Origin of the sequence: uncultured Streptococcus sp., assembly GCF_902463925.1 — a bacterium.
Classification (GTDB): Bacteria; Bacillota; Bacilli; order Lactobacillales; family Streptococcaceae; genus Streptococcus.
The window spans coordinates 1-13297 of the sequence record NZ_CABQHE010000001.1 but is presented as its reverse complement, the minus strand read 5'-3'; the positions used below and the strand labels follow the sequence as shown (position 1 = coordinate 13297).

Genomic DNA, 13297 nt, shown 5'->3' with positions numbered 1-13297 from the left:
TGATACCAATGAATAACTTTTTTACTCCCTTATCAAAATCCACGTAGAGAGGTGTAAAACCTAGCTCAGTATATAACTTACTAGCGTCTATTCCATAACGAAGATCGTGTCCTGGTCTATCTGCTATATACTTAAAATCCTACTGAGATTTTCCTAACTGTGGCAAAATTTTTTGTAGAAGTTCAATATTCGTTCGCTTATTTAACACATGTTACTCAAAGCCAGTACGATCAACACTTACAACTTCCCATTCTCTTGTATCCGCAATTTGTTTTCCATTTTGTTCAAGTAGAGTATTAAAATCCGGAACAAACACTGTTACAAAAGGTTTTGTTAATCTTAAAATATAGCCTACCCAGTAACAATAGGTCGAATTGGGACAAATAAAATACTTGTTGCAGCTATATAATTGTAAAAAGTTATCTTGAATATCCTGCTCCTCAACTATAATCGGGTTTTCAAAATGATACTGAGACTGTAGAAAAGGTACTAATTCTTTCTGACACCAGTCAACATCGTCTGAAGTAATTCGGATGGTCAAATGTTGAAAATCAGCCCCTTCAATGTCTGCTATCTTGTCTAAACAAGAACCGATATACAACTGAGAGTTATAGCCGTAATTTTTTCTATTTCGTTCATTGAGAAAATCCGTTCTTCTAATGGCAATTGTCACATTTTTCTCTTCAAATCGAGCGGAAGCTGCTACTACTGGTTCAATCAAATATTCTCTACAAAAAGAGTCCAATTCTTCTGAAGAATAGTCAACACCTGCCTCTTGAAAATAACCAAAATCTTCTAATTCAATACCATTTGCTTTTGAAAATAAGACAGTAGTTTTTGGAAAAAAGGTCTGGGCAAACTGAAAATATCCTGTTCGTAAGACATAACTTTCCTCATAACCCATCATTCGATCTCTGTGAGCCTGTAGTAGAAGATAAAGCAAATTTCCTAGTTGAAAACCTCTATTATTTTCATAAATTTTCAAGATTAAAATCTCCTTTTTGCTTTTTAAAGTATTGCCCTAAAGTAGAATTGTCTGGTGTTTTTAATAAATCCTTGATTTGTTTACCTGTAAAAATTTCAGACTGATTAATACCCAGTTTCACTCCATCGATTCTATTTAAATTCGCCACCAGATGACCAACTAAATCATTTATTGCTGTTACTTGATAGCACATCTCATCAGGATAAATATCAGAAATTGGTTCTAAAGCCCTCAACAATTCATCTGTAAGAGGCTCTACTAAAACCCACAACTGGTTATTTACTTTTTTATAATATTTTTCTAACTCAGGATTATCCAAAACAATATCATTTGAAATATAAGTCCATTGTCTAGAAAGTAAATCGTTGATAAAGCCCTTTTTCAGTGTTTTTCCATATAAGGTGTCCATAATATAAATAGTGTTCTTATTTTGATGATTTTCAATCACGCTATTATAAATCTTTTGATGAATAGTGCTATATCTGGTACCACTTTCAAATACAGATTTAGTAGACACTAAAATCATATGATTTGTCTGAATGTTTTTTAGGACATTTAATAATTCCTCTATTTCCGAGTCATCGTTTTTCAAACCTAAATTAGTTAATAATTTTTCTGATGACGGAGCAGTACAAATAACCACATCATAAACATCTTTCAAAGCTTCTTCAACATTATTTCTATTGAAACAACTTAAATCAATATCAGATAGCTTCCTTAATTTATCACATAAAACTTTTCCAACTGCACCCGTCGAGCCGATTAAGGCAACTTTCTTCTTGCTTGATTCAATTAGTTCAAGAACTTCCTTGAAAGTTTTAGAAGCTTGGTCTTTTTCAGAAATGATTGGTTTTAAAAGAGAATTCCACGACAAATTAGCGTCCTTGTCTAGGGGTGTCATTCCTAGATAGTTTTTGTGTGGATCATAATAATCAGTAACCAGGTAATTCAATATCCCATTGTTAACTAGCGACTGTGCTCCATTAGCTACTCCACCAGGAACAAAAACAGCCCTACCAGGTTTGACATCTATCACATCCACAGATTTGTAAGTTGGAGAATCTATCCGTAAATCGATAAAAATCATTTTGAAGGTACCATAGGCTACTGTCATAAATTTTTCATAGCCCTGACAATGCATCCCTCTGATAACTCCCTGATTTGAGACAGACACATTATTCTGAAGTTTGTGGTGAAAGAATGAATCTGGTACTCCATTTGCAACTAAATCTTTTTTTCGCCAATTCTCTAAAAAATAGCCACGCTCATCATGATGAAGAGGGCTTTCAAAAACCAATAAACCTTGAATCCGTACTGAAATAGTTCTATCTATATCCATCTTTTCCCCTCCATCATTTATACAAAAAACCATTAACTCAGCCAAACTAAAGTAAGATCATTATGTTTCTTAAATTATAACACTATATGAGATCTCTAACCAGATGAAGTTAATTCTTTTTAAACATCCATATCTACAAAAAACATTTTTATTAGCACAAAAGAAAAACGGAGCTATGATATTTGTAATGGATAAAAACTTATAGATATTATGAAGCTATTTGCTTGTAGAAAAAAGTCCCATAATATCTATAATGAAAAGCGACAAAACAACTCATTAGAAAAAATCATAATGATTGCTCAGAAGCTGATTGAAAAGACTTCTACGCCAGACATTGCTCATCAACTAGCCATTTCACATTCTCAAGCGCAATGACTTCAACTTTAAGCATGATTGTTCTCGTCTTCCTAAGATTATGTCCTGGGACGTTTAGACAGTCAGGGAAGTGACTGTTTAAATTGAGAGATGAAGATGAGTTTCATTGATCAAGATTTTGATCTATTCAGAAGACTTGAAACACCACTATTATCTCTATCAACTTTTGCTTTGCCACTTTCAGAATTAAGAGTCTGACAATTTTTAGGACTCTTTAAGGACAATCTATAGCAGCTTCATCCGCTTGTTTAGACTGTCTTTAAAGCCTTTCTCAAAGGCAGAAACAATTGTCAACACCCTTCAGTTACCCTATTCTAATGCAAAATTAGAAGTAACAAATAATCTCATCAAACTTTATTAAACACAATGCCTTTGGTTTTCGGAACTTTGAAAACCTCAAAAAACAGATTGTCACCTCTCTAAACATCAAAATACCTCTTAAGTAGATTTTAGGTATTTACCTTGTCTACTTAAGAGGTATCATATCAGAACGGGTGGCTTGCTCTTCGGCTTTAGGCCTCTGCTACCGGCCGATGTCTATAGGTCTACCGAATGGTTTCCCTTCAGCACCACCTTTACTAGCTGACCCGTCTAGCGGGTCTCTTTAAGATTACTTTCTTTTATTCTTCTCACCTGTAAACGGATCATACTCCTCAAATAGACTTAGCTGATCTGCTATCACGTCTTCTTGTAATTGATTACGAATATATTCTTCAATTCGCTTCTGATTTCGCCCAACCGTATCAACATAAAAGCCTCGACACCAAAATTTGCGATCCCCATATTTATACTTTAAATTAGCGTGTCGGTCAAATACCATTAAGCTACTCTCACCCCTTAAATATCCAATAAATGAAGAAATAGCTAATTTAAGTGGTATACTCACCAACATGTGAATATGATTTTAGAAAACATCTGCTTAATGTATTTAAACACCTTTTCTTTCACATAATAAACGTAAGATTTGACCAATACTTGCTTTGTATTTCCCATAAATTATCTGACGTCAATATTTGGGTGCGAAAACAATATGATACATAGAATTCCATGTAGTATGTGCTAAACTATTATTCTGTCTCATCAGGGGTCCTCCTTTTGTATATTAATTAGTGGTCGGGAAACCTTATCTAATAAAACACTTTAGGGGGACTTTTTTGATATATCGCTAAAAGCTTTTCGGAACCACTAGCATAGCTAGTGGTTTTCGTGATACAAAAAGAAAGGAAGAATTTCGTCCTTTCGAAATCCTAGCTTTTCTTCAATCCACTACAGTTGACATAGAAACCAAAAAAACTGATGAATCATTCGATTCATCAGTTTTAAGGAAGATATGTTCATTGCAAACAAATCGTATCAATTAGAAAGATTAGTCTTCTTTCTTCTTACGAGCTACAAGACCAAATCCACTCAATACTCCGAGAAGTCCAAGTGCTGCTAGGCTAGCATTGTCTTCTGTACCTGTATTTGGCAACTCTTTTTGACCTTCAACATATTTTGGTGTTGCTGGTTGACTTGATTCAACTGGTCTTGGAGTTGGCATCTCAACTTTCTTGAAGATATGTCTGATATTTCCATTTGGATCAGTCACAGTCTTCACATATTCGTAACCTGAAACCGTTCCCGGTTCTTTAGAACCTGACTCAGTTGGTTTCAATGGATTTCCATTTTCATCAGTCCAAGTAGTTGTATTTTGCTTACCTGGAGTTGGTTGAGGAACAGGTGAAGGTGTTGGAGCTGGTGTTGAAACTTTCTCATATACGTGCTCTACATCGCCATTTGGAAGAGTCTTAGTTTCTACGAAGCGGTAACCTGGAATATCTTTCTTAGGAGTTGTACCTTCTTCAGTAGTTGTTCCTGGGATGACATTTCCATCTTTGTCTTTAAACACTGTTGTTACTTTTTCGTAGATGTATTCTGTGTCTCCGTTTGGAAGTTTCTTAGTATCTACTAGTTTGTATCCTGGAACCTCTTTTGGAGTTTTAGCTGAAGTTGTTCCTTCTTCTGTTTCTGTTCCTGGAATTGGGTTACCGTTTTTATCTAAGTGTTTTGTAGTTACTGGTTCGTAAACGTGTTCTGTGTCTCCATTATCTAGAGTCTTAGTTTCTACGAATTTGTATCCTGGGATATCTTTCTTAGGTGTTGTACCCTCTTCTGTTGAAGTTCCTGGGATTGTGCGTCCTTGTGAATCTACGAATGATGTCGTTACTTTTTCGTATACATATTCTGTATCTCCATTTGGAAGTTTCTTAGTATCTACTACTTTGTATCCTGGAATGTTCTTAGGATCTTTTGTTCCTTCTTCTGTTGTTGTTCCTGGGATTAGGTTACCATTCTTATCTACGTGTTTAGTTGTTACTGGTTCGTAGATGTGTTTAGTATTACCCTTTTCATCAGTTTCGGTCTTAACAAGCTTGTATCCTGGAATAGTTTCTGATGGGTTCTTACCATCTTTAGATGGAACTAACTCTTTACCATTCTTATCAACAAATACTGTGTCAGGACGAACTGTTGGTGTGTAAGAAGCTTTGATTGTCTTACCGTTCTTATCTTTACGTACAACTTCTACTGGAGTAGCAGTTCCTACGAAGTCTTTTTCTGGAGTAAATGTTACTTTACCATCTTTATCGATAGTGTAAGTTCCTTCTCCTGGTACTTCTTTAGTAGTTGTTCCATCCGCGAATGTTGGAGCTACTGTTGTGTCTACATCACCTTTGAATACTGGAGTATTAGATTGTGGTTGGTTCTTAGCACCTTCAGAAACTACGTTTTCTGTAGATGTTTTACCTAATACTGTTGGTGTGTATTTAGCTGTTACTGGTGTTCCGTTTTCGTCAACACGTTTAACTGTTACACCTTTAGCTGTTCCTACGAAGTCTGGTTCTGGAGTAAATGTTACTTTACCGTTCTTATCGACTGTGTAAGTTCCTTCTCCTGGTACTTCTTTAGTAGTTGTTCCATCTTCGAATGTTGGAGCTACTGTTTCATCGATTGGCACTGTTACAGTTTTACCGTTTACTTTAGTAGTTCCAGCTGTGAATACTGGTGTTTCTGATTGAGGTTGTCCTTTTTCACCGATTGATGTTACGTCTTTACCTGTTGGAGTTACTGGTAATACTACTGGAGTGTACTTAGCTGTTACTGGTGTTCCGTTTTTATCTTCACGTTTAACCGTTACACCTGTCGCTTGACCAGTGAAATCTTTATTTGGAGTAAATGTTACAGTTCCATCTGGAGCAACTGTGTAAGTTCCTTCTCCTTCGATAGTTACAGAATCAACTGGATCTCCTGTTTTCGGATCTACTAGTTTAGCTGGTTTATCAGATAATTCTACAGTTTTTTCTACACCGTTAACTGTTGTTTTACCTGCTTCAAAGGCTGGTTTACCTTTTTGAGTTGCACCTTGTACATCAGTAGTTACTTCATCATCTGATGTTGGTGTTACTGGTTTAACTGTTGGTGTGTATTTAGCTGCTACTTCTGTACCGTTTTTGTCAACACGTTTAACTGTTACACCGCTAGCTTTACCAGTGAATTGTGGGTCTGGAGTGAATGTTACTGCACCATTTTCATCGATTGTGTAAGTTCCTTCTCCTGGTACTACCACTTTACCTTCTTCATCAGCACCTTCTAATGTTGGTTTAACTGTTTCGTCGATTTCTACAGTTACTTCTTTACCGTTAACTGTTGTTTTACCTGGTGTGAATACTGGCGTTCCAGTTTGTTTAGCACCTTGAATATCTTCAGATACTACGTCATCTGATGTTGGTGTTACTGGTTTAACTGTTGGTGTGTATTTAGCTGTTGCTGGAGTTCCGTTTGTATCTTTACGTTGAACTTCAACACCTTCAGCTTTACCTGTGAAGTTTGGTTCTGGTTTGAATGTTACTTCGCCAGTTTCTGGATTGATTGTGTAAGTTCCTTCTCCTGGTACTGTTACTGAAGTTTCATCAGTTGGTTCACCAGTTTCTGGATCGATTAATTTAGCTGGTACAGTTGGATCGATTGGAGCTTTTTCGTGTCCTTCAGTGAATGTTGGAGTTCCACTTTGCTCTTGACCTTGTGCACCTTCAGAAGTAGCTGATTTCGCAGTTGGTTTAACAGGCGTGATATTTGGAGTGTAAGTTGTTGTTACAGCTATTCCATTTGTATCTTTCGCTTGAACTGTTACTGGTTGAACTTCTCCTGTGTAAGATTTGTCCGTTGGAGTGAATACTGCAACTGGATCTTTACCATCTTCTTTAACAAGAGTGTATTCACCGATTACATTACCTTTTGGATCTTTAGCTGGTACTTTATCAACTGGTTGTCCGTTTTCATCTAATAATGTGTAAGTTGTTGGATCGATTGCTACAACTTCTTCAGTCTTAACTTTAGTCATTGGGTCTTCAACTTCAACTACCCCACCTTTGAATTTAACTGGTTGGCTTTGAGTTTGACCTTGAATGTCTGAAGTTACTGATGGTTCTGCAGTTGGTTTAACACCGATTACTACTGCTGAGTATTTACCAAGTGCTGGAGTACCATTTTTATCAACACGTTTAACTGTTAATTCAGTACCTTTACCTTTGAATTGTGGGTCTGGAGTGAATGTTACAGTTCCATCTTCAGCAACTGTGTAAGTTCCTTCTCCTGGAATTGTTACAGTTGTTACTTCTTGACCTGTCTTAGGATCAATTAGTTTCGCTGGTACAGCTTCATCGATATCTACAGTTTTTTCAACTCCGCCAATTGTTACTTTACCACCGATGAAGTTTGGTTTACCACTTTGTACTTTACCTTGAACACCTGCAGTTTCAACTTCTGTTCCTTCTGGAGATGCTGGGTGTACAACTGCTGTGTATTCTGCAGTTACTGGAGTTCCGTTTTGGTCTTTACGAACAACTGTCATTGTTGTTCCTTTACCTTTGAATTGTGGGTCTGGAGTGAAGTGTACTGTTCCATCAGGATCGACTGTGTACGTTCCTTCTCCTGGAATTGTCTTAGTAGTCGTTCCATCTTCAAACGTTGCTGGTACTTTATCATCCATTGGTACTTCTACTTCTTCACCGTTGATTGTAGTTTTACCAGGTTTGAATTCTGGTTTACCGCTTTGTGGTGCACCTTGAATATCTTCAGTAAATGTATTAACACCTACTGGAGTAACTGGTTTAACAGTCGGAGTGTAAGTAGCTGTTGTTGGAGTTCCATTCGCATCTTTCGCTTGAACTGTTGCTGGTACTGGAGTACCTACGAAGTCTTTGTTTGGTGTGAATGTTACTTTACCTGTTGTTGGATCGATTGTGTATGTTCCAACTTCTTTTCCGTTAGCGTCTTTCGCTGGGATTGTTGTTGCGTCAGTTGGTTGTCCAGTAGCTGGATCGATTAATTTAGCTGGTTGAGTAGCATCGATCTTCATAGGAACTTTAGCGTCACCTTGAGTGAATGTTGGAGTTCCTTCTTGTGGTTGTCCTTGAGCACCTTCAGATGTTACAGGTTTTCCTGTTGGTTCTACTGGTATGATGTTTGGAGTGTAAGTTGTAGTTACTGGAGTTCCATTTGTATCTTTAGCTTGGATAGTAACTGGTTGTACTTCACCTGCATATGTCTTATCAGTTGGTGTAAATACCGCAGTTGCTTTACCGTCTACTACTTTAAGTGTGTATGTACCGATAACATCTCCTGCTGGGTTTTTAGCTGGTACTGATGTAGCTGGTTGTCCATTTTCATCTAATAATTTGTATGAAGTAGTGTCAATTGGCACTTCTTTTTCAACACCGTTGATTGTTGCTTTACCAGGTTTGAATGTTACTTCTTTAGATTGTTCAACACCTTGTACGTCTGTTGTTTCAGCTGGTTCTGCAGTTGGTGTTACACCTACGATTGTTGGAGTGTAAGTTGTTTTAACTTTAGTTCCGTTTTCATCTTCTGCTTGAACGTTAGCTGGTTGTACTTTACCTTTGTAAGCTTTGTTAGTTGGTGTGAATGTTACTTTGTTAGTAGCTGGGTCAATTGTGTATTCCCCTACTTTGTTTCCTTCTGGATCTAAAGCATCTACTGGAGTACCTGCCGCTACTGGGTTACCTTGTTTATCAAGAAGAACCGCTGAGTTAGCTTTGATTGGTACTGATTTTTTAACACCTTCGATTGTTGTATCACCAGGTGCAAATGACACAGTTCCTTCTTGAACTTCACCTTGGATACCTGAAGATTCCGCTGGTGTAGCCGTTGGTGTGACACCTACGATGTGTGGAGTGTAAGTAGTGTTTACTTTCGTTCCGTTTTTGTCTTCTGCTTGAACTTTAGCTGGAGTTACTTTACCAGTGTAAGTTTTGTCAGTTGGTGTGAATGTTACTTCACCTGTTGCTGGATCGATTGAGTAAGTACCTACTGGAGTTACTCCGTCTTCAGCGTATGCTGGAGTTGTTTGTCCAGGTTGAACTTCATTTCCTTCTTTATCTAGAAGTTTGTGAGAGTTTTCTTTAATTGGTACTTCTGCATTTCCTGCTGTGAATGTTGGTGTTCCTTTTTGAGTTTCACCTTGTACTCCTGCAGAGTCTGCTGGTTTAGCTGTTGGTTCTACAGCTGTTACTGTTGGAGTGTATTTTGTAGTAGCTGTAGCTGTTACATCTTGTCCATCTTTATTTTGACCTACTGGTGCTGTTAATGTTACGTCAACACCTGTTGCAGTTCCTTTGAATGTTGGAAGTGGTTGGAATGTTACTTCACCTGTTGTTGGGTTGATTGTGTAAGTTCCTTCTCCGTCTACTGTTACAGAGTCAACTTTAGCTCCAGTTTTTGGATCTACTAGTTTAGCTGGGTACTGTGCACTTGGTGTTACAGGGTCTGGTGTTGTACCATTACCATCTTTATCTACATCAATTGTGAATTTAGGTGTTTTCTTCTGTTCTTTACCTTGAATATCTGTTGATGTTTCAGGTGTTCCAACGATTTCTTTTGGAGTTACGTTTGGTACATAAACTGCATCCATAGTTTTTGTAGTAGTTGTATGTGTACCATCATTAACATTAGCAAGTTTATTTTGATCTGTTAATGCAGTCCATCCAGTTGATTGACCATTAGTATCTACAGCACGAAGTACGATACCATCAGCTTTACCTACGAAGTTAGCTTCTGGAGTAAATGTAATTCCAGTGTCAGTTACTTCATAAGTACCTTGACCCGCTTTAGTATATGATTTAACTAGATTTCCATTAGGATCTACGATCATAACACCTTCAGTTTGAACTTTCTTAGTTGATGCTAAACTAATTGAGTTACGTTGTTCAGTGTAATTAATTTTACCATACGCGTTGAATGTAGTTTTACCATTGTTAGAACCTAATTCAGCTGCATCAGCTTCTACACGGTTAATAAATTCAATACCGATATTTTGTTTTTCACCTTGTTTACCAGTAGTTTCTTCATAGTCTCCACGTGGTGGATGAGAAATTTGAATTTGGTTATCTTCAACTTCTCCTGAATAAGCAATTCCTGTTGGATTTACGATTTGGTCTTTATCTTTAGCGATACGAACACGGAAGTTAGCAACGTCTTTACTTGTATCGATTATTTGAGTATTTGAGAATGTTAACTCTACTTCTTGACCGTTTCCTGTTACTTCTGCAATAGTTGATTCTTCACCTTTATCAAATTTACCATTTCCATTAAAGTCGATAAATCCACGGACATATGCAGTTTCAAGAGTTCCAGTATATCTGTCGTTACCATTAGCAGAAGCAATAACTTTCACTTTATAAGTATTATCTGGACCTTTAATTAAATGAACTTCTGGTTCACCAGTATCTTTATTATTTACTACATTATCAGGTGCAATAAGTTGATCAACACCCTCATCTGCATTATCAGTTGCATCATCCGAACCTTTACCACGAACACGTTCTCCATTAACCGCTTCAGGGTCGGCTTTTACTTTACCTAAGTATGGTTGTTGAATTTGTTCAATTCCATTTGTTTTATAGTTCACTGTTTCAGTTCTAAGAAAGTGTTCTGCAGTACCATATGACGCTGGAAGATCTCCAAAATCAGATAACTTAATACCGATCATAGATGATTGGGCACCACCAGAAATCATGAACATACCTACTTCTGTTGCACCTGCTGTCGATACAATTGGAGTCGCACGTGGTGTACGCTGTCCATTACTATCTTGATACCCTCCGAACACTTGTGAACCAAGACCTGCTGTAGCAGCATCTGGTGTTGCAAATAATTTATTAGCTAATGCTTTTTGTAACCCAGCACTTGCTTGTGAGAATGATTGTGGACTTGTAACATTATCCATTCTACTTTTAGTAATTGGATCATATGGATTTACTTCATCTTCCTTACCTACCATGGCAACTAAATCCCATGGAGTACCATTTGTTGTATAAATCTCAGATTCTTTTTCTCCAATATCTTCCCCTGTAGTCATTACGATACCAGGTTTTGTTTCTTTACCATTATATGTAGCTTCTACAGTAAATACAACCCCACCGATAGTTCCTACTTTTTGATTTGCTTTGTCATCTGTTCCTGCAATAGTTGTTTTATGTGGAGTTGAGTCTAGTCCAGCATTTTTAATGTGTGACCATGTTGTTTGAGCAGATCCACCGATACCATTTGCTTGTCCATCTTTAAATACGTTTTGTGCAGCCGCATCATAAGTATCTTCATTTGCAGTTCCTGCCACACGATTTTTATAAACTTCTGTTGCGTGGAATGGTTTCAACTCCTTAACAGTCATTTTAACGATATAACCAGGTATTAGTTGTTTTGTAAATACAGAACCTACTTGTAATTGACCATTAGATTTTAAATTAGTCCATGCTGCTGTATCAGAGAAATCAAGCCATTGAATTTGTTTCCCTAAGTTACTTATAGCTTTATCATCTTTACCTTTGTTTAGAATTGGAATATCTCTTAATGAAGAATATCCATGGTCTTCTAACCATTTTTGACCTGTTTCAGTACTTGCATCTTTAAGTGCTGTTGTTTGTGCATCTGCCAAGTTAACTGAAAACTTCCCGTCACGGCCAATTCCTGCATTTTTTAACTCATTGTAAACTGCAAGGATTGACTCGTTAAGGCGTTCCAATTGAGCATCTACTTGCTCTTTTGTCACACTCTCATCAGCTAGAAGAGTCTTAGATTTAGCAAGAACTTCTTTGTTTTTAGCGACTGCTTCTGTAACTGCTGCCTTGTTTTCTTCTTTGACATCAGCCTTAGCTAGTTCAGTCTCAGCCAATTTGTTAGTTACTTCAGCTTCTGATGATACTTGTGTTAAAGTTGTTTTTGCTACTGAAAGTTCTTTTTCAGCTGGAGTAGCTTTCTTTTCAGCTTCAGCTTTTGCTACTTCTTCTTCAGCCGCTTGTTTCTTATCGAAACCAGCAGTATTCGACTCAGTTACAACTGTGCTCAATGCTGATACAGTTTCTGCTTGTGCATCTACATCTGCTTGGCTAGCATCTCCCTTAGCTAGAGTTGCTTTAGCTGTTGCCAACACTTCCTTAGCTGAGTTTACTACTGTAGCATCTGCGTATTTAGCAGTTGAAAGTTTAGACTCCAAAGTAGCAATACTTGCTTCAAGGATAGCTTTGTTTACTTTCTTAGTTTCTACAGTTTTTCAGTTTCTGATTTTGTTTCTACAGCTTTTTCAGTTTCTGGTTTTGCAGTTTCTACTGTTTTTTCAGTTTCTGATTTTGCAGTTTCTACTGTTTCAGCTTTTTCCTTCTCCTTATCATCTTGACTAGGAGCAACCGCTGAGATAGCTGTTTCAGCTGATTGTACTTCAGTCGCTGATACCGAACCGTTACCAAGGAACATCAAACCAGCCGCAATCGCTACTGATGCTGCACCAAAGCTATACTTACGAATACCGTAACGAATGTACTTCTCCGTTCGAAAATCTTGTTGTTTATTGTTCATTTAGAATGAAATCCTCCTCATTTTTTGTCTGCTCCAATTTAATTGATAGTAAAGCTTCTTACAAAAATAAATTTATTAATATAAGAAATAATCTATATCAAAAAAATGTTTTCGACAGTCAAATTAATAGTACCATTTTCATCTTCTTAAATCAATTAAAGTGACTATTTATTTGGATCTATAATTTCTGTAGTGGATAAAACCACCGTAGAGATTATAGAGCTTTTTAAGTGTACACAAAAAGTCCCATAAAGTCTATAAATAAAAGCGACAAAACAACTCATTAGAAAGAATTACACTTTATCACAAAACCACTCGATATTTAAGACTCTAATATCCAGATTCTAGACATCATCAAGAAGGATACACACAAGGAGATCATCGTTTAACTGGACTACGACGCCCCATCTTGTCCTGATTGCGAAAGTCAAATGAAGAAATAGTATTTTCAAAAAGAGTCTAAGATTCCTTACCTTGAAATGACTGATATGCCTACTAGAATTCTTCTGAAAAAGCATCGTTTTAAGTGCTACTATCATTCGAAAATGGTGGTCGCTGAGACATCTTTCATCAAGAAAAATCACCAAATTCCTCGTATCATCAATCAAAATATTGCTCAAAAGTTAATTGAAAAGACTTCTATGACCGATATTGCACATCAGCTTCTTAACTTTTCGTCACCCACTACAGTT

4 protein-coding genes and 3 pseudogenes are annotated in these 13297 nt (G+C 37.0%); 2 read left to right on the top strand and 5 right to left on the bottom strand.

Translation table 11 applies throughout. The features are described from left to right. Positions 1-211 precede the first annotated feature (211 nt). Both RDY04_RS00030 and RDY04_RS00025 read right to left on the bottom strand, forming a co-directional pair. The gene (locus tag RDY04_RS00030; RefSeq protein ID WP_303952530.1) at positions 212-985 is read right to left on the bottom strand and encodes an alpha-1,2-fucosyltransferase; all 774 of its coding nucleotides are present in this window, start codon (positions 983-985) and stop codon (positions 212-214) included. After that, positions 972-2324 carry a dTDP-4-dehydrorhamnose 3,5-epimerase family protein gene (locus RDY04_RS00025; RefSeq protein WP_303952528.1) on the bottom strand — a complete coding sequence of 451 codons (1353 nt, stop codon included), beginning with the start codon at positions 2322-2324 and terminating at the stop codon, positions 972-974. The genes RDY04_RS00030 and RDY04_RS00025 overlap by 14 nt, the downstream gene beginning before the upstream one ends. A gap of 481 nt (positions 2325-2805) precedes the next feature. Here RDY04_RS00025 and RDY04_RS09495 point away from each other — a divergent pair. After that, positions 2806-3145, top strand: a pseudogene (locus RDY04_RS09495) (transposase); the annotation flags it as partial. Positions 3146-3309: 164 nt separating this feature from the next. Here RDY04_RS09495 and tnpA read toward each other — a convergent pair. The 3 genes and pseudogenes from tnpA to RDY04_RS09490 all read right to left on the bottom strand — a co-directional run bounded on the left by tnpA (position 3310) and on the right by RDY04_RS09490 (position 12605). Further along, positions 3310-3780: pseudogene (gene tnpA / locus RDY04_RS00015) on the bottom strand (IS200/IS605 family transposase). Between the two features lie 285 nt (positions 3781-4065). Beyond that, a complete protein-coding gene (locus tag RDY04_RS00010) occupies positions 4066-12246 on the bottom strand; it encodes an Ig-like domain-containing protein (protein WP_374110354.1) in 8181 nt (2726 codons plus the stop codon). A 47-nt stretch (positions 12247-12293) separates the two neighbouring features. Beyond that, positions 12294-12605 carry a YSIRK-type signal peptide-containing protein gene (locus RDY04_RS09490; protein ID WP_374110353.1) on the bottom strand — a complete coding sequence of 104 codons (312 nt, stop codon included), beginning with the start codon at positions 12603-12605 and terminating at the stop codon, positions 12294-12296. A 335-nt stretch (positions 12606-12940) separates the two neighbouring features. Here RDY04_RS09490 and RDY04_RS00005 point away from each other — a divergent pair. Then, positions 12941-13297: pseudogene (locus RDY04_RS00005) on the top strand (transposase family protein); the annotation flags it as partial.